The following is a 22495-nucleotide window of genomic DNA, read 5'->3' as shown; positions in this document are numbered from 1 at the left end:
CCCACCCGGCCGGTGGCCCGGACATGCGAAAGCCCGCCGTTCCTGGGCCAGTGCAGGCGGAACGGCGGGCTTTCGGAAAGCAACCGGGCGGGAAGGTACGCGCCCGCGGCCTACTTCAGGCCGAGCTGCTGGGTGGGGACCTTGAAGGTTTCCTTGGCAGTGAGGGCCGAGATGGCCGCGATGGAGCAGATGACGGCGGTGAAGACGCTGATCTGGACCCAGCCGCCGGGCTTGATGCCGCCCATGGCTGCAACGATGGCCGGTGCGAAGCCCGCCATCAGGAAGCCCAGCTGGGTGCCGATGGCCAGGCCGGAGAAGCGGACCTTGGTGCTGAACATCTCGGCGTAGAAGGACGGCCAGACGGCGTTGGAGGCGGCGTAACCGCAGGAGAAGAAGCCGATGGCGGCGAGGAACATCAGGGGGACGCTGCCGGATTCGAGGCTGAGCAGGAATAGCGGGGTGAGGGCGGCGCTGGAGAGCGCGCCGTAGATGAACACCGGCTTGCGTCCGATCTTGTCCGCCAGCATGCCGAACAGTGGCTGGGTGCCCAGGGCCACGAGGTTGGCGCCCACCACGAGCCAGAGGGTGGTGGTGCCGTCAACGCCGGCAACGGTCTTGGCGTAGCTGATGGCGAGGGTGCCGAACACGGTGGAAACGGCGGCGATGAAGGCACAGCAGATAACGCGCAGGACGTCGCGCCAGTGGGCCTTGAGGAGGTCGGCCACGGGGAGCTTGGAGATCTGGGCGGACTTCTGGGCTTCCTCGAACGCGGGGGGCTCGTGCAGGGTGCGGCGGATGAAGAAGGCAACAACCACCACGACGGCGCTGAGCCAGAACGGGATGCGCCAGCCGATGCCGTACTTGATCTCGTCCGGGAGGGCGAGGACGGGGATGAAGACCAGGGCTGCGAGGATCTGGCCGCCCTGGGTGCCGGTGAGGGTCCAGGAGGTGAAGAAGGAGCGGCGGTTGTCCGGGGCGTGCTCAAGGGTCATGGAGGACGCGCCGGCCTGCTCGCCGGCGGCGGAAAGGCCCTGGCAGAGCCGCGCCAGCACCAGCAGTGCCGGAGCCCACCAGCCCACGGTGTTGAAGTCGGGCAGGCAGCCGATGAGGAACGTGGAGGCACCCATGAGCAGCAGGGTGAACATCAGGACTTTCCGCCGGCCCACCCGGTCGCCGAAGTGGCCCAGGATCACGGCGCCCACAGGGCGCGCCACGTACGCGAAACCAAAGGTTGCAAAGGACATGATGGCGGCGTTGGCATCAGCGTCCGGGAAGAAGACGGTGGGGAAGATCAGCGCGGCTGCGGAGCCGAAGATGAAGAAGTCGTAGTATTCGACGGCACTGCCCAGGAAGCTGGCGAGGGCCGCCTTCTTGGGCGTCCCGCCATGGGTGGCGGTGCCCGCTCCGGCGGACGGAAGTGTCTGGCTCATGGAGTTCCTTTGTGTGACGACATTGTCGCGAATTTAAAACTTGGCGGCAGCCGCCTGGGTGCGGGCGGGGGGCGCTATGCGCTGGATCGAACAGTAGATCCGGGACAAGTAGCCGCATGGTGAGAGCTGCTTGTGCGATACAGCAATGATGGCTGTGAGGACTGTCACCTGTCAAGAAAATAATCACGATCTAGAAATAGCTCTCACATTGTGGCAACATCGAGTTATGAGTGTGAACCAAACCACAGTGGCCGATGATGTTCCCGCTGAAGCCGGCGAGTCCGGGGCGGCAGCGAAAAAGGCCGACCGTACTGACATGGTGGGCAAGGCGCTGAGCCTCCTGGTCCTCCTGGGGGATGAGCCCCGGGGCGCCAGCGCGGCGGAGATCTCACGCCGCGCGGAGCTGCCTTTCAGCACCACCTACCGGCTCCTTGGCTCGCTGGCCCGGGACGGGTTCGTGGATTATGAACCCGATGGCCGCCGCTACCATCTTGGGCTGCGGATCTTCCAGCTGGGCCAGCGGGTTTCAAACCACCACGGCTTTGCCGGCACGGCCATGCCTGTGCTGCGGCGCGTGACCGAGCAGACGGGCGAGGCGACCATTCTGAGCGTCCGCGACGGGAACCACCACCTCACCGTCAACAAGGTGGACGGCCCGCAGATCTTCCGCGTCACCTCCGACCCCGGGCACCTGGGCTCCCTCTCCACCACCGCGGTGGGCAAGGCCTTGGTGGCCTTCGCGGAGGATGCGGAGCGCGAGCGGCTGCTGGCGGAGCTGCCGCTCGAGGCACTGACCGACAAATCCATCACCGACAGGCAGCTGTTCCGCGACGAGATTGAACGCACGCGCCGCCGGGGCTACGCGGTGATGGACGAGGAGAACGAGGCCGGCATGCGCGCCGTTGCCGTGCCCCTGCTGAACGGCCAGGGCCACGCCTTTGCCTCCCTGGCCACTGCGGTTCCGGTCTTCCGCCTGAGCCTGGAGGCACTGGAAGCGCACGTGCCGCTGCTGCAGGACGCTGCCGCGGAGCTGGCCGCACGGCTGCCGCAGCGCTAGTTGTTCGCATTACGAACGCTAGTGCGATAGATGAACAACTGTTGTACTGTTATTTCCAACACCGGAACCGCACCTTCCGCCACACGCGGACGTCCGCTTCCGGTGCCGTTACCAAAGGAGCTGCACGGATGAGTAATCGAACTGAGTCCTACCTCGTGGGACTGGTCGGCGATGGCGTGACGCCGTCACTCACCCCCTACATGCACGAACGCGAAGGTGATGTGCAGGGCCTGCGCTACCTTTACCGCCCCATTGACCTTCTGGAACTGGGCCTGCCGGGCGAATCCGTCGGCCAGCTGCTCCAGAACGCCCGCACCCTCGGCTTCAACGGACTGAACATCACACACCCCTGCAAGCAGCTGGTCCTGCAGTACCTGGATGTCATCTCCCCGGACGCCCTGAAACTTGGCGCCGTCAACACCGTGGTGATCGAGGACGGCCGCTTCATCGGCCACAACACTGACTTCTCCGGCTTCGGTGCCGCCCTCGCCTCCGGCCTGCCCGGCGCGAAGCTGGACCGCGTGGTCCAGCTCGGTGCCGGCGGTGCCGGTTCAGCTGTCGCCTACGCCCTGCTCTCCGCCGGCGTCAAGGCACTCGACCTGGTGGACGTGGCTCCTGAGCGCGCCGCCGAGCGTGCCGCCGAACTGGCCGGTTTCTTCCCGGACGCCATCGTGACGGCACACACGAGGGCGGAGCTGCCGCAACTGATGCCACTTGCCGACGGCCTGGTCCACTGCACCCCCGTGGGCATGGCCGCCCACCCCGGGCTCCCGCTGGACCTGGACCTGCTCGAGTTTCGACACTGGGTGGCGGATATCGTCTACCGACCCATCGACACCGAACTGGTCCGGGGTGCCCGGGCCAAAGGCTGCGACGTCCTGGACGGCGGCCGCATGGCAGTAGGCCAGGCCGCCGACGCCTTCCGCATCTTCACCGGACTGGAACCGGATCCGGAACGCATGCGCTCGCATTTCCTGGAACTCGTGGCCGCCGAGGAGGTGGCAGCCTGATGCGCACCGGAATCGCCACCGTCTGCCTCTCCGGCACGCTGAAGGAAAAGATGCAGGCCTGCGCCATTGCCGGGTTCGACGGCATCGAGATCTTTGAGCAGGACCTGGTCACCTCCACCCTGGGTCCCGAGGACGTCCGGAAGATGGCGGCGGACCTGGGCCTGGGGCTTGACCTCTACCAGCCGTTCCGCGATTTCGACGGCGTCACCCCGGACCTGCTCAAGGCCAACCTCCGGCGGGCCGAGGCAAAATTCGGGCTGATGTCCCGCCTTGGCATGGACACCATCCTGGTCTGCTCCAACGTTGCCACGGCAACCATTGACGACGACGGACTCAGGGCCTCACAGTTGGCGCAGCTTGCCGGGCTGGCCGGCGACCACGGTATCAAGGTGGCCTACGAAGCATTGGCCTGGGGCAAGTACGTCAACGACTACGAGCACGCCTACCGCCTGGTAGAGATGGTGGACCATCCCAACCTTGGGACCTGCCTGGACTCCTTCCACATCCTGTCCCGCGACTGGGACACGGCGCCCATCGAGGACATCAACGCGGACAAGATCTTCTTCGTCCAGGTGGCAGATGCCCCGAAACTCACCATGGACGTGCTCTCCTGGAGCCGCCACTACCGCGTGTTTCCGGGCGAGGGCCAGTTCGAGCTCGCCAAATTCATGGGCCACGTGGTCCGCGCCGGCTACACCGGCCCGGTCTCCCTGGAGGTCTTCAACGACGTCTTCCGCCAGTCCGATGTCGAACGTACCGCCGTGGACGCCATGCGCTCGCTGATCTGGCTGGAGGAACAAAGCGCCAAATGGCTCGCCGCCGCGGCGGAAGCCGAAGGGGGCGGCAGTGCCGCCATCCGCCGTCGGTATCCCATGGAGCTGGCCACCCTGCCCAAGGTGAACGAACCGGCCGGCTTCAACTTCGCCGAGGTGAAGGCGGACGATACCGCGCAGCTCGAAAAGCTCCTGGGCCAGCTCGGCTTCGCATTCGAGGGCCGGCACCGCACCAAGGACGTCCAGCTCTGGACCATGGGCCAGGCCCGCGTGATCATCAACGAGCAGGCGGCCTCGCATACCGAACCCGCCATCGCCGCGCTGGGCTTCGACGTCGATTCGCCGGTCATTGCCTCCGCCCGGGCCCAGCAGCTCAAGGCGCCGGTGGTGGCCCGCAAGGTCCAGGCCGACGAGGAAGTGTTCCAGGGCATCTCGGCCCCGGACTCCACCGAAATCTTCCTGTGCCAGGGCAGCCCGGACGGCACCGCCGCCTGGACTGCGGAATTCGGGCAGGCCGGTGAGCTCGGCGAGGGTCTGGAGCGCTCCTCGAGCGGAGCCGGCGCCGTCATCGACCACGTCAACCTGGCGCAGCCGTGGCAGCACTTTGACGAAGCCGTGCTCTTCTACACCAGCGCCCTGGCCCTGGAGCCGCAGCCCTTCGCCGAGGTTCCCAGCCCCAGCGGGCTGGTCCGCTCACAGGTCATGCAGACCACCGACGGCGCCGTGCGGCTGGTGCTGAACCTGGCACCGGCGCAGCAGGCGCAGAGCGAAGTCCGGAAAACCTACCAGGAACACATCGCCTTCGCCGTGGACAACCTCGTGGCCACCGCCCGGGCCGCCCGGGAGCGGGGCCTGGAGTTCCTGCAGATCCCGGCCAACTATTACGAGGACCTCGATGCCCGGTTCGACCTGGAACCCGGGTTCCTGGCCACCCTGCAGGAACTCAACCTCCTGTACGACCGCGATGCCAGCGGGGAATTCCTGCACTTCTACACCGCCACCGTGGGCAGCGTGTTCTTCGAGATGGTGGAACGCCGCGGCAACTACGACGGGTACGGGGCCCCCAACGCCCCGGTCCGGCATGCCGTCCAGTACGACCACCGCCAGCACGCGTCCCTCCAGCGGCACTGACCACCAGACCCGCACACCTTCCCCAACGAGACAGAACACCAGAAAGGAGCCAGCCATGCCGCACGAAACAACCGCGCAGACGGACGAGCTTGTACCGGCTGCCGAACCCAAGGCAGGACACGCGCAGCTGGACCGCGCCGTGGAAACACAGCAGGACCTCAGCGACGAGATCAACGGCCTGGCCGACGCCTACAAGCGGGCACTCAAAGACGGTGCCCCGGCCGAGACCCAGCCCCGCCTGGACTACCCGCCGTACCGCAGCAGCATCCTGCGCCACCCCACCAAGAGCCTGCACCACGCGGACCCGGAAACCATCGAGCTGTACTCGCCGGCCTTCGGGCACCAGGACGTGCACGCGCTGGAATCGGACCTCACCATCCAGCACAACGGCGAACCCCAGGGCGAGCGGATCATCGTCGCCGGCAAGGTCCTGGACGGCGACGGCCGCCCGGTAGCCGGGCAGCTGGTGGAGATCTGGCAGGCCAACGCCTCCGGCCGCTACATCCACAAACGCGACCAGCACCCCGCGCCGATCGACCCCAACTTCACCGGCATCGGGCGCTGCATCACCGGCCCGGACGGCTCCTACCGGTTCACCACCATCAAGCCCGGCGCCTACCCGTGGAAGAACCACCTGAACGCCTGGCGTCCCGCGCACATCCACTTCTCGCTGTTCGGCACCGAGTTCACCCAGCGCATCATCACCCAGATGTACTTCCCCGGGGACCAGCTGTTCCCGCTGGACCCCATCTACCAGACCATCGTGGACCAGGACGCCCGCGACCGGCTGGTGGCCAACTATGACCACAGCCTCACCGAACCCGAATGGGCGCTGGGCTACAACTGGGACATCGTCCTGACCGGGCCCAAGCGGACCTGGACCGAGAACGAAGCGCTGGGCGCAGAGGGTGACGAGGAATAGGAACATGAGCAACCAGACCACGCAGCTTGTCCCCACGCCCGGCCAGACCGTGGGCCCGTTTTACGGGTACGCCCTGCCGTTCGAAAAGGACAACGAACTCCTCGCCCCCGGCTCGCCCGGCTCCATCCGCCTGCAGGGCACCGTGTACGACGGCGCCGGGGAGACAGTGCCGGATGCAATCCTGGAGATCTGGCAGCCCGACGCCCAGGGCAACATCGTCCAGAAGACCGGTTCGCTGGTCCGCGACGGCTACACCTTCACGGGCTGGGGCCGCGGCGCCGTAGGTTACTCCGGCGTCTACACGTTCACCACGGTCAATCCCGGCCCCACTTCGCCGGGCGCCGCGCCGTTCATCTCGGTGGCCATCTTTGCCCGCGGCCTCACCAACCGGCTCTTCACCCGCATCTACCTGCCGGAGGACCAGGAGGCCCTGGCCAAGGACCCGCTGCTGGCCTCGCTTGAGCCGGAGCGCCGGAAGACCCTGATCGCCCGGCGGGATCCCGACGGCGGACTGACCTTTGACATCCGCCTCCAGGGTGAGGGCGAAACAGTCTTCCTGGACTTCCAGTGACCAGCGGCGTCCCTGCCAGCTTCGGAAGCGGTGCCGGTGGCGACGCCGGACTCCTGAGCCCTGTCTCGGCGTCGCCCCTGGTGGCTGCGCTGACCGAGGACCGTGCGGTGCTGGCGGCGATTCTCGCCGTCGAGTCCGGCTGGGCTGCGGTGTTGGAAAAGGCGGGACTGGCGCCCGCCGGATCCGCCGCCGTCGTGGCCTCCGCTGCTGAGGCGGGACGCTACGACCTGGCCGATGTGGCGCTCCGCGCCCAGGGCGGCGGGAACCCCGTGATTCCCCTGCTGTCCGACCTCCGCAAGCACGTAACGGCGCTGGACACGGAGGGCATCGGTGCGGGGAAGGCTGTGCACACCTCGCTCACCAGCCAGGACGTGCTGGACACCGCGCTGATGCTGATGGCCCACACCACTGTGGGGGCGGTGCTCGCCGACGTGAAGCGGACGACGGCGGCGCTCGCCGCCCTGGCGGAACAGCATGCGGATACGCTGTGCGTGGGCAGGAGCCTGACGCAGCACTCGCTGCCGTTCACGTTCGGGCTCCGGGCCGCCCAATGGTTCCAGGGCGTGGCTGCGGCCGGCCGCCAGCTGGAAAACCTGGAGCTTCCGGTCCAGTTCGGCGGCGCGGCGGGAACGCTGGCCGCCGGCACCGTCCTGACCGCCGATTCCCCCGCCACACCGTTCACCCTCGCCGAATCGCTTGCCTCCCAGCTGGGCCTCGCCGCCGCTCCCGCGCCGTGGCACACCAACCGGCTGGCCGTCACCTCACTGGGACATGCCCTGGCGTCGGTGCTGGACGCCTTCGGCAAGATCGCGGCGGACGTGCTGTTCCTGAGCAGGCCGGAGGTGGCCGAGCTGGCCGAGCCGCGGGCTGCGGGCCGCGGCGTCTCCTCCGCCATGCCGCAGAAGCAGAACCCCGTGCTGTCCGTGCTGGTTCGCAGCGCGGCGCTGCAGGGACCGCAGCTGGTGGCACAGCTGCACCTCGCCGCCGCAAACTTCAACGACGAACGCCCCGACGGTGCGTGGCACACCGAATGGCCCGCACTCCGGCAGCTCCTCGCCCTCACCCTCGGCGCTGCCGGCCACCTCCGGGAGCTCACCGAAGGGCTGCAGGTCTTCCCGGAAGCCATGCGCCGCAATCTGGACCTCGCCGGTCCGCTGCTGCTGGCCGAGGGCGTCAGCGCGGTCTCACCCCTGCTCGAGGAGAAGGACGGCCGCACCGGCAAGCAGCAGCTCCAGGACGTGGTGGACCGGACCCTCCAGGCACCCTCGGCGGAACAGGGCGCCACCTACCGCAAACTGCTCCGCGAGGCCGTGCCCGCCGGGCTGCTTCCCGACCTCCGGCTGGACGAACTCCTGGATCCCGCCAGCTACCTGGGCGAGGCCGGCGGGATCTCACGCCGCATCCTGGCCGCCTACGCCGATTTTGCAACCGCTACCCCGAACGGAGCCAACCGTGGCTAAACCCACCCTGAAGGCAGTGCTGCTGTCCCCGCAACGCGCGCTGGGCGACAGGCCGCTGCTGGTCGCGGGACCATCCCTCGGCACCTCCACCCTCCTGTGGACCGAGGCGGCCACCCTGCTCGGTACCGATTACGACGTGGTGGCCTGGGACCTTCCCGGCCACGGCGTCTCGCCGGCCGCAACCGAAACCTTCACCGTAGCCGACCTCGCGGACGCTGTGGTGGACCTCGTGGACTCCATCGCCCCCGGCGCCGCCTTCCACTACGCCGGGGTTTCCCTGGGCGGTGCCACCGGGCTGCAGCTCGGCATCAAGCACGGCGAGCGTCTCAAGAGCCTCTCCGTGCAGTGCTCCGGAGCCAAGCTCGGCACTCCCGAAGGCTGGCTGGAACGCGCCGAAACGGTCCGCACCCAGGGTACCCCCGTGATGATCCAGGGCTCGGCCGAGCGCTGGTTCGCGAAGGGGTTCATGGACCGCGAACCGGCCCGGAGCAGCCGCCTCCTGCACGCCCTGCGCGACGCCGACCGCTTCAGCTACGCGTTCTGCTGCGAAGCCCTGGCCGCCTTTGATGTCCGCGCAGACCTCGGCAGCATCCGCGTCCCCACGCAGGCCCTGGCCGGTGCGGAAGATACTGTTGCGCCGCCGTCGTTCGCGGAGGAAATTGCCGCGGGCATCACCGCCGGCGGGGGCACCGCCAACGCCGCGACCCTGAGCGGCGTGGCCCACCTGGCCCCGTTCGAGGCCCCCGGGCACGTGGCCGACCTGCTCCGCAACCTCATCTCCTGGACCGAGTCCCGGGCGGCAGCGAAATGAGCGGCATGGAGCGGCATGGTGTTGTCCAGCCGGATGCCACCGGCCAGGAGATCTACGACGGCGGCATGGTGGTCCGCCGCGAAGTCCTGGGCGATGCGCACGTGGACCGCGCCAACGCCAACAAGGACGAATTCACCGACGATTTCCAGGACATGATCACCCGGATCGCGTGGGGCGGCATCTGGACCCGGCCCGGACTTTCCCGGCAGATGCGGTCCGCCGTCACCATCACGGCCATGGTGGCCCACGGCCACTGGGAAGAACTCGCCATGCACATCCGCGCGGCCCTCACCAACGGCCTGAGCCGGGATGAGATCAAGGAAATCCTGCTCCAGACTGCCATTTACTGCGGGGTCCCCTCCGCCAACACCGCCTTCAAAACGGCCCAGCAGGTGTTCCGAGACATGGACACCGCACCCGCGGCCACAGACACCCACACCCCACCCAACTAGGTAGCACTAAGTGTCGTTTTGATCCCTCATAACGACACTTACTGCGACCTAGTTGGGGAACCGGACAGAATCAGAGGAACAGTCATGAACCAGGCTTTTGTGTACGACGCCGTGCGCACCCCTTTCGGCAAGTTCGGGTCCGGCCTTGCCGCCGTCCGCCCGGACGACCTTGCAGCCCATGTGATCCGGGAGTCCGTGAAGCGGGCTCCGGGACTGGATCCGGAGCGGATCGATGAGGTGGTCTTTGGCAACGCCAACGGCGCCGGCGAGGAGAACCGGAACATCGCCCGGATGGGCACTTTGCTGGCCGGGCTGCCCGTTTCGATCCCGGGCACCACGGTGAACCGGCTCTGCGGCTCGTCCCTGGATGCCGCGATCATCGCCTCGCGCCAGATCAACGCCGGCGACGCGGACCTGGTGCTGGTGGGCGGGGCGGAGTCGATGTCCCGTGCGCCGTGGGTGCTGCCGAAGACGGAGAAGCCCTACCCGGCCGGGGACATGACGCTGGCTTCCACCACCCTGGGCTGGCGCCTGGTGAACAAGGCGATGCCCAAGGAGTGGACCATCTCCCTGGGCGAGGCCACCGAAAGACTCCGTGAAAAGTACGGGGTGACCCGGCAGGCGCAGGATGAGTTCGCCGCGGACTCGCACAACCTGTCCGCCGCCGCGTGGGACGAGGGTTTCTACGACAACCTGGTGGCCCCGGTGCCGGGCACGGACCTGGTGCGGGACGAGGGCATCCGCCCCGGTTCCACCGCCGAGAAGCTGGCGGCCCTGAAGACGGTGTTCCGTTCAGAGCCCGAGGGCGCAGAGGTGGGCGGTACGGTCACGGCCGGCAACGCCTCCCCGCTGTCCGACGGCGCCTCCGCGGCCTGGGTGGGCAGTGAAAGTGCCGCCGGGCTGCTGGGGCTGGAGCCTTTGGCCCGCATCGCCGGGCGCGGCGCACACGGCAACGATCCGCAGTACTTCGGGTTCGCCCCGGTGGAGGCGGCGAACAAGGCCCTCGTCAAGGCGGGCATCGGCTGGGACCAGGTGGGCGCCGTCGAACTTAACGAAGCGTTCGCCGCGCAGTCACTGGCCTGCATTAACGCCTGGGGCATCGACCCCTCGATCGTGAACCGGCACGGCGGCGCCATTGCCATGGGCCACCCGCTCGGCGCGTCCGGAACCCGGATCCTGGGCACCCTTGCCCGGAGCCTGCAGGCCTCCGGGGAGCGCTGGGGCGTCGCGGCGATCTGCATCGGCGTCGGGCAGGGCCTGGCCGTGGTGCTCGAAAACGTAACTACTGGCGTGAAGGGCTAGGCAATGCTGACTTTTGTTGACTCCGTAAACGAAGCCGTGGCCGGCATCAAGGACGGCTCCACGGTGATGATCGGCGGTTTCGGCAACGCCGGGCAGCCGTTCGAACTGATCGATGCGCTGATGGACTGCGGCGCCACGGACCTGACCGTGGTGAACAACAACGCCGGCCAGGGCGACCAGGGCCTGGCCCTGCTGATCAAGGAAGGCCGGGTGCGGAAAATGATCTGTTCCTTCCCGCGGCAGTCCGACTCCTGGCACTTCGACGCCAAGTACAAAGCCGGCGAAATCGAGCTGGAACTGGTGCCGCAGGGCAACCTGGCCGAGCGGATCCGGGCCGCCGGGGCCGGCATCGGCGGGTTCTTCACCCCCACCGGGTACGGCACCATGCTGGCCGAGGGCAAGGAAACCCGCATTATCGACGGCCGCGGCCAGGTCTTCGAAACGCCCATCCACGCCGACGTCGCCCTGATCAAAGCGCTCAAGGCCGACGGCAAGGGCAACCTGGTCTACCGCAAGACAGCCCGGAATTTCGGCCCCATCATGGCCGCCGCGGCGAAGCAGACCATCGTGCAGGTGTCCGAGATCGTCCCCACCGGATCGCTGGACCCGGAGAACATCGTCACCCCGGGAATTTACGTCAACACTATTGTCCGCATCCCGGCGGGCACCACCGAGAAGGCGGCCTGACATGAGCATCGCAACGTCCCTCCAGACCTCCGCCACCCCGTTGGGCCGCGACGACCTGGCCCGCCTGGTGGCCCGCGACATTGCCCCCGGTTCCTTCGTGAACCTCGGGATCGGCCAGCCCACCCTGGTGTCCAACTACCTCACCGCTGAACAGGACATCACCCTCCACACGGAGAACGGGATGCTCGGTATGGGACCCGAAGCGCAGGGCGACGAAATCGACGGCGACCTCATCAACGCCGGCAAGATCCCCGTCACCGAACTCCCCGGAGCCTCGTACTTCCACCACGCCGACTCCTTCGCGATGATGCGTGGCGGGCACCTGGACATCTGCGTCCTGGGCGCGTTCCAGGTCTCCGTCACCGGTGACCTGGCGAACTGGCACACCGGCGCGCCCGGCGCGATCCCCGCTGTCGGCGGTGCCATGGACCTGGCGACCGGGGCCAAGGATGTGTTCGTCATGATGACCTTGCTGACCCGCGAGGGCGCGTCCAAGATCGTGGAGTCCTGCACCTACCCCCTGACCGGCGTGGGCTGCGTGACCCGGGTCTACACGGACAAGGCAGTGTTCCTCACCGGACCCGAGGGCGTCAGCGTCCGCGAAACCTTCGGCTGCACTCTTGAGGAACTCCAGGAACTCGTCCCCGTCCCGCTCAAGGCCGCTCCAGCCGCTGGTTGAGCCCGTAGAAACCCGGCGGCCCTAGGATTGGTAACCATGACCGAAGCAGCAGTAGCGGGCGCCCCGCAAGCCAGCGACCAGTACGTACAGTCGCTGGCGCGCGGGCTGGCCGTGATCCGCGCGTTCGACACCGACCATCCCGTGATGACCCTGACGGAAGTGGCCGGCAGGACTGACCTGACCCGGGCCACGGCGCGGCGGTTCCTGCACACCCTGGTGGAGCTGGGCTACGTGCGGACCGACGGCAAGACGTTCGCGCTCACCGCCAAGGTCCTGCAGCTCGGTTACGCGTACCTCTCCGGGCTCTCGCTGCCCCAGCTCGCGCAGCCGCACCTGGAGGAGCTCTCGCTGAAGCTCGGCGAATCCACCTCCGCGGCCGTGCTGGACGGCACCGACATCGCCTACATCGCCCGGGTGACCACCCGCCGGATCATGACCATCGGCATCACCGTGGGCACCCGCTTCCCGGCCTACGCCACCTCGATGGGCAGGGTCCTGCTCGCACATCTTCCGCCGGCAGAACTGGACGCCTATCTGGATGCGGCTGACATCAAACCCCTGACTCCGCGGGGCCTGGGAACCGTTCCGGAACTGCTGGCAGAGCTGGAGACGGTCCGGGCCCAGGGCTGGTGCCTGCTGGACCAGGAGCTGGAACTGGGGCTGATGTCCGTTGCGGCCCCGGTCTACGACGGACCCACGAAGGTAGTGGCCGCCGTCAACGTCTCCCTGCAGGCGCAGTCCGTCGCCGCTCAGCCGGACAGGGATGCCTACCTGGCCTCGATTGCCCGCGAGATCGTGGCCACGGCCAAACTTGTCTCCGCAGATCTCAGCGCCCGGGGGTAAAGGGTGGTCACGGAAGTTGATGTCCGGGAAGCCGCCCTGGCGCTGCCGGGTGTCACCCAGCGGCTGAGCTGGGGCCAGCCCGCGTGGTTTGCGAGGACCCTGATGGCCCGGATCTGGGAACCCGGTGTCCTCACGGTCAAGACGGAGGAGCGGGAGGCGCTGGCCGGGACCGAGCCGGACACCTACTTCTGGACACCCCACCACGAGCGTTCACCCCAATTAGTGCTGGTGCGGCTTGACCGGATCGACGCCCGGCTCCTCGGGGAACTGCTCCAGGATTCCTACCGGCTGGCTGGCGGCGGGCCGTCCCGCCCGCATCAGCGGCGAAGCGCCTAATGTAACTGTTTCCCATCCAAGCCGGCCGACCCACTCCCGCCGCAGCAGTGCGGGCCATAGACTCTAGCCAACTACGTGCAGCAGCGCCGCTCCGCGAAGGTCCCGTCTCCGGAGTCATTCCGGGGCCCGGCTTCGCAGGCCGCCGCCGCACTTGTCTGCGAGGGGAGTCAGCGGGTGAAACTGGGCATTCCGCGGGAACGCCGGGACGGTGAATGGCGTGTTGCAGCCACGCCGGAAACCGTCAAGCAACTGACCGCCCTGGGCGCCGAAGTCCTGCTGGAGGAAGGCGCGGGTTCCGCCGCCGGACATCCTGACCACGACTACCGGCAGGCCGGGGCGCAGGTGGTCCCTGGGCTGGACCTCGCCCGGCTGGACGCCCTGGCCCACGTCCGCCCGCTCGACCCGGACACCGCCAAGTCCCTGAAACGGGGAGCGGTGACCGTGGGGCTCGCATCGCCGTCGTCCGAACTGCCCACGGTGGAGGCGCTCGCCGAGGCCGGCATAACGGCGTTCGCCCTCGAACTCGTGCCCCGCATCTCCCGTGCCCAGTCCATGGACGCACTCAGCTCGCAGGCCCTGGTGGCCGGCTACCGCTGCGTCCTGGAAGCAGCCATCCGGCTGCCGCGGTTCTTTCCCCTGTACATGACCGCCGCCGGCACCGTTCCGCCGGCCCGCGTCCTGGTGCTCGGTGCCGGCGTGGCCGGCCTGCAGGCCATCGGCACCGCCAAACGCCTGGGCGCCCGCGTCTTCGCCAACGACATCCGCCCCGCCTCCGCGGATGAGGTGGCCTCCATGGGCGGCACCTTCATCCGGCTGGACCTCGAAACAGCGGAGGCCGCGGGCGGGTACGCCCGCCAGCTCAGCTCCGACGCCGGAACCCGGCAGCGGCAGCTGCTGGCACCGCACGTCGCACAGTCGGACGTGCTGATTACGACGGCGGCAGTCCCCGGCAGGCGCGCCCCGCTCCTGGTGACCCGCGAGATGGTGCAGGGCATGCGCCCCGGTTCGGTCGTCGTCGACCTCGCCGCGGAGTCAGGCGGCAACGTGGAGGGCGTGGTACCAGGCCAGGACATCGCCGTCCCTACCGCCGACGGCGCCGGGCACGTCACGCTGGTGGGCCTGAAGGACCCCGCTTCGGCGATGGCTTCGGACGCTTCCCGCCTCTACGCAAAGAACGTGGCCAACCTCCTGGCACTCATGATCCATGAGGGCGTGGTGACCCCGGACTTCGATGATGAGGTGGTGGCCGGGGCCTGCCTCACCCACGACGGCGCTGTCCGGCACTTGCCCACGGCGGAACTCCTCGGCGCCAGAACCCGGGCCGGGCAGGAAGGGGTGCTCTGATGGACGGGATGAGCCTGCTGACCATTACGGTCCTGGCCGTGTTCGTTGGCTTCGAGGTGGTGTCCAAGGTGTCCAGCACCTTGCACACACCGCTGATGTCCGGCGCCAACGCGATCCACGGCATCATCCTGGTGGGGGCCATCATCGTGGCCGGGCAGGCCGCCGATCCCCTGGTCCTGGCCGTGGCCCTCCTCGCGGTGGTGCTGGCCACCGCCAACCTGGTGGGCGGGTTCGTGGTCACGGACCGGATGCTCCACATGTTCCACGCCAAGAAAGAGGTTGCCCGGACCGCGGCGAAGGCGGACAGCAAGTGAGCATCCTCGATCCCGTCTGGACCTCGCTGCTGTACCTCGTCGCAGCGGTCTTCTTCATCCTGGCGCTGCGGGGCCTGAGTTCCCCGCGGACAGCCCGGCGGGGAAACCTTATCGGCGCTCTCGGCGCGCTGATCGGCGTCATCACGGTGTTCCTGTCCATGCGCCTGGACAACATCCCCTGGATCCTCGGTTCCATTGCCGTGGGTACGGTGGTGGCGGCGCCCGTGGCCCGGGGCGTGAAAATGACGCAGATGCCGCAGCTGGTGGCCGCGTTCAACGGCGTGGGCGGCGGGGCCGCTGCCTTGGTGGCGCTTCTTGAACTCAGCCACACGGCCGATCCCTGGGTTCGGCTGGCCATCGTGTTCACCCTCCTCGTGGGTGCCGTCTCCTTTGCCGGTTCCGCGGTGACCTTCGCCAAACTGCAGGAACTGATGACCACCCGCCCGGTGGTGTTCCCCGGGCTCCCCGTGGTGATGGCCGCCGTGCTGCTCGCCGCCGTGGGCACCGCCGTCGGCGTCATCCTGACCGGTTCGGCGGCGCTCGCGGTGGTGCTGCTGCTCCTGGGCCTGGCGGCCGGCGTCCTGCTGGTGCTGCCCGTGGGCGGGGCCGACGTTCCCATCGTCATCTCGCTCCTGAACGCGTTCACCGGGCTGGCCGTCGCCGCGTCCGGCGTGGTGCTGGGCAACGTCCTCCTGGTGGTCGCCGGCACCCTGGTGGGCGCTTCGGGCACCATCCTCACCCGGGCCATGGCAGCGGCCATGGGCCGGAGCGTTGCCGGCATCCTCTTCGGCGCCTTCCGGGGAGGTTCGACGGCGGGGTCCACCGCCGTGAGCGAGCGTCCTGTCCGGTCGTCCAGCGCCGAGGACGTGGCCGTGCTGCTGGGCTATGCGCAGCGCGTGATCATTGTCCCGGGGTATGGCCTGGCCGTGGCGCAGGGGCAGCACACCGCGGCGGAACTGGCGCAGGCCCTGGAGGCCCGCGGCATCGACGTCGATTTTGCCATCCACCCGGTGGCAGGGAGGATGCCGGGGCACATGAACGTGCTCCTGGCCGAGGCGAACGTGCCCTACGAGTCGCTCAAGGAGATGGGTGAGATCAACCCGGAGTTCAAGACCGCGGACGTGGCGCTGGTGGTGGGCGCCAATGATGTTGTGAACCCGGCGGCGAAGACCTCCTCCGGCTCGCCGATTTACGGCATGCCTATTTTGGAGGTGGCGGATGCCCGGCAGGTGGTGTTCCTGAAACGTTCGATGCGTCCGGGGTTTGCCGGGATCGAAAACGACCTGCTGTACGAACCCCAGACGTCGCTGCTATTCGGAGACGCAAAGGACTCGCTGGCCCAGGTGCTGGGGGCGGTCAAGGCGCTGTAGCCTGCAAGGAACAGGATTCACCGGAAACAGCCCAAGGAGCCGTACCGCATGAGCGACCCCCAGACCACCTCCGACGCGCCTCCCGCGGGCGGTTCGTCCCGGCCCGCCTGGCTGCTGCCGGTCATCGTGAGCATTGCCACCAGCCTGCTCGGCATGGTTCTGGTGGCGGCACAGGGTTTGTACTGGATGATTGCTGTCATCGCCGCGGTTGAGGCCCTGGGGATCTTCACCATCATCCGCTCCGCCCGGATCAACGCCCGAAGGACACCATGACCACCCACAGCTCCAACACGCTTCAGCGCGCCGCCATCATCGTGAACCCCGCCAAGCCGGTGGACATCGACGTGCGGGGCCTGGTGGCCAAGCACTGCGTCGAAAACGGCTGGGGCGAGACGCTCTGGTACGAGACCACCAAGGAAGACCCGGGCGTCGGCCAGGCGAAGGACGCCCTAGCCGCGGGAGCGGACATCGTCATCGCCGCGGGCGGCGACGGGACCGTGCGGTGCGTCGCCGAGGTCCTTGCCGGCGGCGACGTCCCGATGGGCCTGCTGCCGCTGGGTACCGGCAACCTGCTGGCCCGCAATCTTGGCATGGACGTCACGGATTACGACGGCGCCATGGCCGGTGCGCTGATCGGTACGGAGCGGAAGATCGACGTGGTCCGCGCCCGCCGCAGCGACCCCGACGAGGAGCAGCTGTTCCTTGTCATGGCCGGGGTGGGGTACGACGCCACCATCATGGCGGACACCAACGAGGACCTCAAGGACAAGGTGGGCTGGCTCGCCTACGTTGACGCGGGTATCCGCAACCTTCCCGGCAAACCCGTGAAGGCCACCGTGGTGATCGACGGCCAAACCGTGGTGCGCCGGGGCGTCCGCAGCGTCATGGTGGGCAACTGCGGCAAGGTCCAGGGCGGCCTGGAAATCTTCCCGGACGCCAAAATGGATGACGGGCTGCTGGACATCGCGGTCCTGGCGCCGCACCACGGCCGGCTGGGCTGGCTGTCCGTACTTGCAGGCATCATCGGCAAGGGACGGGGCAAGGACACCGCGGTGGAGTACTTCCAGGGCAAGTCAGTAGAGATCAGCCTGGAGCACAACGACGACTACCAGCTGGACGGCGACCATGAGGGACAGGGTAAGCACGTCCTGATGACCATGGTCCCCTCCGCCCTCACCCTGCGGATGTAGCACCCAACCGGGTAGCGCGAACTGCCGTTTTGGAGCCTCAAAACGGCAGTTAGCGCTACCTAGCTGGGACGGGAGGCAGCCGGGCGGTGCGCCAGGATCTCGGCGAGCTCTGCGAGCCGGTGGGCGCGGGCGGACTCCGCGGGCGTGAACGGTTCGCCGGGCCGGACGAAGATGATGGGCCCGTGCCAGGCGGTGGGGATCTTCAGGCGTGTGCCGGCGTCGTTCTTTTCCAGGACGGCCTCTGCCGGGCTGAGGATCCGGGCCCGCAGCAGTTCCGCCACGGCCAGGGGAAGCTCCTCCGGGGCGTCGGCAATCCGGGCGGCCAGGCTCAGCGCCCTGGTCTGGCCGTCGGCCATCGCCAGGGCCGTGGTGGGCCAGACGTGCGCCCGGGTCCCGCCGGATTCGTGCAGGGCCTCCAGTAACTCGCGCTCGCTGACGGAGCCGGGAGCAGCAAGGACAAACTCGTCCAGCACCCCGCCCGGCACCGGATGGACGTGGATGCTCAGGATGTTGGTGTCCAGGCGGGCCAGTGCCTTGGTGACTTTCTGCAGCGACCCCGGCTCGTCGCGCAGGACTGTCCGTGCCCGCCACAGAGCCGGTGCCGTACCAAGCTTCCGGCGGTGGCGGAGTGCGGGGGCGTGCAGCCAGCCGCGCAGGATCCGGGCAGCGGACGGCTCCGCCACCCAGATCACCAGGACAGTGGCGGTGACGGCCAGTACGAGGACTTTGGCCACGTAGGGGAGCTGGGTGTCCACCACCAGGGCGTGCACCAGGAGTTCGATGGGCAGCATCACGGCCACGTTGGCCAGGGTCAGGCGGGTTTTGGGAGGCTCGGGCATCAGGCCGCAGACTTCACAGCTCAGTTCGGCGGCTGGGGAATGCTGTGCGCGTGGCGTCATGGCATAAGCATCGCCGGGTGCTGTTTCGGCAGCGTTGCCTCCTGATTCCATTCAAGGGAACGCGGCGGGCAGTTTCCGGAGCCGGCGCCGTAAGATCGTGAAGGAACGTCAGCGCGGCCGCCCGTCCAACCAGGTACCGCAGGAAAGGCGCTATTGCCACGTGAAGATGCTCGCTGAGATGTTCAGCATTGCTCCCGCCAACAAGGACCACCACCCTGCCCTGAGATGCGCCGTGGGAGTTTTCGTTCCGCTCTTCATCCTGGTCCTCCTGGGGAGGCTGGACCTGGCCATCTTCGCGTCCTTCGGGGCGTTCGCCGGAATCTACGGCCGCGGCGAGCCGCACGGCATCCGCTTCGCGCTGCAGCTGCGCGCCGGGCTGCTGATGTTGCTGGTGATCCTCCTGGCTGCCCTCGCGGCGAGGATGGAGGCGGCCTGGGGCCTGGACGTCCCCACCACCACCTGGCTCCTGGTCCTCGCCACCACCGTGGTTGCCGGGGCCTGCTCGGTGGCCATCTCGTGGCTGCGGCTGCGCCCGGCCGGTTCGCTGTTCCACATCTTTGCCTTCGCCGCCATTGCCTCCATCCCCAACCAGCCCCCGCTGTGGCAGGGCATGCTGGTTTCCGTCCTCACTACCGGCTTCTGCCTGCTGATCGGATTCTCCTCCCGCGTGCTGCCCAGCCACCGCACGCCGTGGGCCAGGCCCCGGCCCATCCGGCGCACCCCGGACGAGAAACGGGCGGCATGGCTGGAAGGCTTTGGCTACCTGGTGGCCGCCGGGCTCGCCGGGGCACTGGCCACCTGGGCAGGGGAACGGCTTGGATTCGGCCACAACTACTGGGCCATGGTGGCTGCCGTGGTTCCGCTCGTGGGGCACACCACCCGCCACCGGGTGCGCCGCGGAATCCAAAGGATCATCGGCACGGTGCTGGGCCTGGTGATCCTGGCCGGCATCGTGCTGCTGGGGCTGCAACCGTGGCAGACGGTGCTCGTGATGGCGCTGTGCCAGTTCGGCGCGGAGATGTTCATCATCCGGCAGTACCTGCTGGCCCAGGTGTTCGTCACCCCGCTGGCACTGATCTCCACGCTGCTGGTGGTGCCTTCGGCGCCCGGCATCCTGCTCCGGGACCGCATCATCGAAACGGTGATCGGGGCCGCCGTCGGGATTGCCGTGGTGCTTGCCCCGGGAGCGTGGCGCCGCGTGCGTCAACGCACGACGACGGCCTAGCCGCCTGCAGCGGCGGGCGGTACCCTGAGGCTTCAACCATTCATCGGAAGCTGGTGCTGCGTGGCGAATTCGAGGTCCGGCGATTCGGTGGTGGACCGGATCGTCCGGCTCATCTCTGCCTTTCCGCCGGAAGTCAGCACGCTCCAGCTGTCCGACCTTGCGGTCCGGGCGGACCTGCCGCTCACCACCACGCACCGGCTGGTCCGGCAGTTGGCGGGGCATGGACTCCTGGAGACGGGGCCTGAGGGCATGGTGCGTCCGGGGCTGCGGCTGTGGGAGCTGGTGAACCGCACGTCCCCAACCCTTGCCTTGCGCCAGGCGGCCATGCCGTTCATGGAGGACATCCAGCATGTGCTCAACCAGAACGTGAACTTCGCCGTGCTGGACGGCTGGGAGGCGCTCTTCGTGGAGCGGCTGTCCCGGCGGGGTTCCGTGGCCAACCGTGCCCAGGTGGCCGGGCGGATGCCCGTCCACATCTCTTCTGCGGGGCTGGCGCTGATGGCGCACCAGGACAAGGCGCTCCAGGCGCAATACCTGGAGCAGTTCGTCGACCCCGACGGAAAGGTCACCAGGGACGCCATCCGCGCGCTGCTCAGCGAAACGTCCCATCAGGGCTTCGCCCAGCTGGCTGGCGTCGTGGACCCGGATACGTGGGGCATCGCCGTCCCCGTGCTTAACCGCAAGCAGCGCGCGGTGGCATCCCTCGGCGTCGTGGTTCCCCTGCGCGAGATGCGCCTGCAGGCGCTGGTGCCCGCCCTGCAGACAGCCGCCCGCGGCATTGCCCGGAACCTTGCCGACTCCTGACCCGGAACCATTCAACGGAATTGCTGTAACGACGGTCACCCCTGGCGGTGCACACTGTTAGCCAGACGCACTGAACCGGCCCCAGCGGCCCCGCAACGAAGCGAGAGAATCATGGCAGCACGCAAGATCATCACCACCCAGGTAGCCATCATGGGCGCCGGCCCCGCCGGGCTGATGCTGTCCCACCTGCTGGCCAAGGCCGGCATCGAGTCCACCGTCATTGAAGTCCGCAGCCACAAGGAGATCTCCGAGACGGTCCGGGCCGGAATCCTGGAGCACGGGACGGTCAACCTGCTGGTGGACAGCGGCGTCTCGGACCGGGTGCTGCGTGACGGGGACCGGCACGACGGCATTGAGCTGCGCTTCAACGGTGAAAGCCACCGCGTCGACTTCAAGGACCTGGTGGGGGAGTCCGTCTGGCTGTACCCGCAGACGGACGTTTTCCTGGACCTCGCCGCGCGCAGGACGGCCGACGGCGGCGACGTCCGGTACAGCGTCACGGACACCACCGTCCACGACCTCGAAGGCAAGCCGAAGGTCTGGTTCACCGACTCCGACGGCGTGGAATACGAAATCCAGGCAGACTTCCTGGTGGGCGCCGACGGCTCCCGCAGCCACTGCCGGTTCCAGATCCCCGAGGCGCACCGCAAGTGGTACTTCCACGAATACCCCTTCGCCTGGTTCGGCATCCTGGCCGAGGCTCCGCGCAGCTCCGACGAACTGATCTACGCCAACTCGGCCAACGGCTTCGCACTGATCAGCCAGCGCACCGAAACCGTGCAGCGGATGTACTTCCAGTGCGACCCCAAGGAAAACGTCGCCAACTGGGACGACGACCGCATCTGGGCCGAGTTCCGCAGCCGCGTGAACGGCAACGGCTTCGAGCTCAAGGAAGGGCCGGTCATCGAGAAAATGGTCCTGCCGTTCCGCAGCTTCGTCCACACCCCGATGCGCCATGGCAACCTCTTCCTCGTGGGGGACGCCGCCCACACGGTCCCGCCCACCGGCGCGAAGGGCCTGAACCTTGCCATCCATGACGTCAAGGTCCTCTTCGAAGGACTTGACACCCATTACAACTCCGGATCGGACCGCCTGCTCGAGGCGTACAGCGACCGCGCCCTGGAGCGGGTCTGGAAGGCGCAGCAGTTCTCCTACTGGATGACCACCATGCTCCACACCCCCGCCGACGCCGACGATTTCTCCCGTGCACGCCAGCTCGGCGAACTCAACTCCGTCGTCTCCTCCCGGCACGGACTGGCCTACCTCGCCGAGGCCTACACCGGCTGGCCCGGCGCCCGCTAAGCCAGCAGCCGCCGGACTGCTGCGGCGATGGCTGCACCGTCCGGTTGCTCATCGCGCCTGACCGTGAGCAGGTGCAGCAGCACGCCGTCGCCGTAGTCCGCCAGGTCCCGTGCCCGGGCAGGCGCATCCGCCACACCCAGCGCGGCGAGGGCCTGCTCCAGGCCGCCCACCAGCCGGAAGTGTCCCGCTGTCACTGACTCGGGCCTGTCGAGGGAGATGGCCAGGCGGGCGCGGCTGAGCCCCGCGTGCCGCCCGGCCAGCGCCAGCATCAGGGTGGCCAGCTGGTCTGCCAGTTCCTCAATGTCCTGCGGCGGACCGGCGGGGCCCTGGTCCTGCAGGAGTGCGGCGTCCAGCTCCAGCATGCGGTCAAGCACCGCTTCCACGAGGGCCGCGCGGTTCCGGTAGTAGTTGGAAGTGGTGCCCTCGGGCAGGTGTGCGGCGGCATCCACTGCCCGGTGGGTGAGGCCCTTCATGCCCTTCTCCGCCACCACGGCGAGGGCGGCGTCCATCAATTCGGTGCGTCTGTCGGGCATGGCCACAGTCTAATTGCCCCCTAGCCATCCACTACAAAAGTAGTAGAATC

24 protein-coding genes are annotated in these 22495 nt (G+C 68.1%); 21 read left to right on the top strand and 3 right to left on the bottom strand.

The window, feature by feature from the left end; translation table 11 throughout:
• Positions 1–110: 110 nt before the first annotated feature.
• Positions 111–1430, bottom strand: a complete 1320-nt coding sequence (locus AC5RWA_RS07875) for an MFS transporter (RefSeq protein WP_079598062.1) — start codon at positions 1428–1430, stop codon at positions 111–113.
• Between the two features lie 226 nt (positions 1431–1656).
• On the opposite strand from AC5RWA_RS07875, the gene AC5RWA_RS07870 reads away from it, so the two are divergent.
• The 18 genes from AC5RWA_RS07870 to AC5RWA_RS07785 all read left to right on the top strand — a co-directional run bounded on the left by AC5RWA_RS07870 (position 1657) and on the right by AC5RWA_RS07785 (position 17682).
• Entirely contained in the window at positions 1657–2487 is an 831-nt protein-coding gene (locus AC5RWA_RS07870; protein ID WP_494057172.1) for an IclR family transcriptional regulator, read from the top strand.
• A 128-nt stretch (positions 2488–2615) separates the two neighbouring features.
• A complete protein-coding gene (locus AC5RWA_RS07865) occupies positions 2616–3497 on the top strand; it encodes a shikimate dehydrogenase (protein ID WP_494057171.1) in 882 nt (293 codons plus the stop codon).
• Positions 3497–5401, top strand: coding sequence for a bifunctional sugar phosphate isomerase/epimerase/4-hydroxyphenylpyruvate dioxygenase family protein (locus tag AC5RWA_RS07860; RefSeq protein ID WP_494057170.1), 1905 nt, complete (start codon positions 3497–3499; stop codon positions 5399–5401). Before AC5RWA_RS07865 ends, AC5RWA_RS07860 begins: the two co-directional genes overlap by 1 nt.
• A 55-nt stretch (positions 5402–5456) precedes the next feature.
• Positions 5457–6323 carry a protocatechuate 3,4-dioxygenase subunit beta gene (gene pcaH / locus AC5RWA_RS07855; protein WP_079598059.1) on the top strand — a complete coding sequence of 289 codons (867 nt, stop codon included), beginning with the start codon at positions 5457–5459 and terminating at the stop codon, positions 6321–6323.
• 4 nt (positions 6324–6327) lie between these two features.
• Positions 6328–6894 carry a protocatechuate 3,4-dioxygenase subunit alpha gene (gene pcaG, locus AC5RWA_RS07850; protein WP_494057169.1) on the top strand — a complete coding sequence of 189 codons (567 nt, stop codon included), beginning with the start codon at positions 6328–6330 and terminating at the stop codon, positions 6892–6894.
• A complete protein-coding gene (locus AC5RWA_RS07845; RefSeq protein ID WP_494057168.1) occupies positions 6891–8354 on the top strand; it encodes a lyase family protein in 1464 nt (487 codons plus the stop codon). The genes pcaG and AC5RWA_RS07845 overlap by 4 nt, the downstream gene beginning before the upstream one ends.
• Entirely contained in the window at positions 8347–9165 is an 819-nt protein-coding gene (locus AC5RWA_RS07840) for an alpha/beta fold hydrolase (protein ID WP_494057167.1), read from the top strand. The genes AC5RWA_RS07845 and AC5RWA_RS07840 overlap by 8 nt, the downstream gene beginning before the upstream one ends.
• Entirely contained in the window at positions 9162–9617 is a 456-nt protein-coding gene (gene pcaC, locus AC5RWA_RS07835) for a 4-carboxymuconolactone decarboxylase (protein WP_079598055.1), read from the top strand. Before AC5RWA_RS07840 ends, pcaC begins: the two co-directional genes overlap by 4 nt.
• 84 nt (positions 9618–9701) lie before the next feature.
• Positions 9702–10919 (top strand): thiolase family protein, encoded by a 1218-nt coding sequence (locus AC5RWA_RS07830; RefSeq protein WP_494057166.1) that lies wholly within the window; start codon positions 9702–9704, stop codon positions 10917–10919.
• A gap of 3 nt (positions 10920–10922) precedes the next feature.
• Positions 10923–11606, top strand: a complete 684-nt coding sequence (locus AC5RWA_RS07825; RefSeq protein ID WP_494057165.1) for a 3-oxoacid CoA-transferase subunit A — start codon at positions 10923–10925, stop codon at positions 11604–11606.
• A 1-nt stretch (position 11607) separates the two neighbouring features.
• On the top strand, positions 11608–12285 hold the full coding sequence (locus AC5RWA_RS07820) for a 3-oxoacid CoA-transferase subunit B (protein ID WP_115526094.1): 678 nt from the start codon (positions 11608–11610) through the stop codon (positions 12283–12285).
• 36 nt (positions 12286–12321) lie between these two features.
• Positions 12322–13128 (top strand): IclR family transcriptional regulator domain-containing protein, encoded by an 807-nt coding sequence (locus AC5RWA_RS07815; RefSeq protein WP_494057164.1) that lies wholly within the window; start codon positions 12322–12324, stop codon positions 13126–13128.
• Between the two features lie 3 nt (positions 13129–13131).
• On the top strand, positions 13132–13464 hold the full coding sequence (locus AC5RWA_RS07810) for an MmcQ/YjbR family DNA-binding protein (RefSeq protein ID WP_494057163.1): 333 nt from the start codon (positions 13132–13134) through the stop codon (positions 13462–13464).
• Positions 13465–13638: 174 nt separating this feature from the next.
• On the top strand, positions 13639–14808 hold the full coding sequence (locus AC5RWA_RS07805; RefSeq protein WP_494057162.1) for a Re/Si-specific NAD(P)(+) transhydrogenase subunit alpha: 1170 nt from the start codon (positions 13639–13641) through the stop codon (positions 14806–14808).
• Positions 14808–15122, top strand: coding sequence for an NAD(P) transhydrogenase subunit alpha part 2 (locus tag AC5RWA_RS07800; protein ID WP_494057161.1), 315 nt, complete (start codon positions 14808–14810; stop codon positions 15120–15122). The genes AC5RWA_RS07805 and AC5RWA_RS07800 overlap by 1 nt, the downstream gene beginning before the upstream one ends.
• The gene (locus tag AC5RWA_RS07795) at positions 15119–16492 is read left to right on the top strand and encodes an NAD(P)(+) transhydrogenase (Re/Si-specific) subunit beta (RefSeq protein ID WP_115526098.1); all 1374 of its coding nucleotides are present in this window, start codon (positions 15119–15121) and stop codon (positions 16490–16492) included. The genes AC5RWA_RS07800 and AC5RWA_RS07795 overlap by 4 nt, the downstream gene beginning before the upstream one ends.
• Before the next feature lie 48 nt (positions 16493–16540).
• A complete protein-coding gene (locus AC5RWA_RS07790; RefSeq protein ID WP_494057160.1) occupies positions 16541–16765 on the top strand; it encodes a hypothetical protein in 225 nt (74 codons plus the stop codon).
• A complete protein-coding gene (locus tag AC5RWA_RS07785; protein ID WP_115526100.1) occupies positions 16762–17682 on the top strand; it encodes a diacylglycerol/lipid kinase family protein in 921 nt (306 codons plus the stop codon). Before AC5RWA_RS07790 ends, AC5RWA_RS07785 begins: the two co-directional genes overlap by 4 nt.
• Positions 17683–17741: 59 nt before the next feature.
• Here AC5RWA_RS07785 and AC5RWA_RS07780 read toward each other — a convergent pair whose 3' ends face one another.
• Positions 17742–18581: an ACT domain-containing protein gene (locus tag AC5RWA_RS07780; RefSeq protein WP_494057159.1), complete on the bottom strand. Its 840-nt coding sequence runs from the start codon at positions 18579–18581 to the stop codon at positions 17742–17744.
• Positions 18582–18741: 160 nt separating this feature from the next.
• On the opposite strand from AC5RWA_RS07780, the gene AC5RWA_RS07775 reads away from it, so the two are divergent.
• The 3 genes from AC5RWA_RS07775 to AC5RWA_RS07765 all read left to right on the top strand — a co-directional run bounded on the left by AC5RWA_RS07775 (position 18742) and on the right by AC5RWA_RS07765 (position 21912).
• Positions 18742–19806: an FUSC family protein gene (locus tag AC5RWA_RS07775; RefSeq protein WP_494057158.1), complete on the top strand. Its 1065-nt coding sequence runs from the start codon at positions 18742–18744 to the stop codon at positions 19804–19806.
• A gap of 60 nt (positions 19807–19866) precedes the next feature.
• Entirely contained in the window at positions 19867–20610 is a 744-nt protein-coding gene (locus AC5RWA_RS07770) for an IclR family transcriptional regulator (protein ID WP_494057157.1), read from the top strand.
• A gap of 111 nt (positions 20611–20721) precedes the next feature.
• Positions 20722–21912, top strand: coding sequence for a 4-hydroxybenzoate 3-monooxygenase (locus tag AC5RWA_RS07765; protein ID WP_494057156.1), 1191 nt, complete (start codon positions 20722–20724; stop codon positions 21910–21912).
• Here the strand turns inward: AC5RWA_RS07765 and AC5RWA_RS07760 are convergent.
• Positions 21909–22445 (bottom strand): TetR/AcrR family transcriptional regulator, encoded by a 537-nt coding sequence (locus AC5RWA_RS07760; RefSeq protein WP_494057155.1) that lies wholly within the window; start codon positions 22443–22445, stop codon positions 21909–21911. The two genes, AC5RWA_RS07765 and AC5RWA_RS07760, sit on opposite strands and share 4 nt — an antisense overlap.
• Positions 22446–22495: the final 50 nt, after the last annotated feature.

The organism is Arthrobacter sp. 210 2 (genome assembly GCF_059093025.1).
Note: the sequence above shows the minus strand (reverse complement) of the source record. Positions and strands in the feature narration are given on the sequence as shown.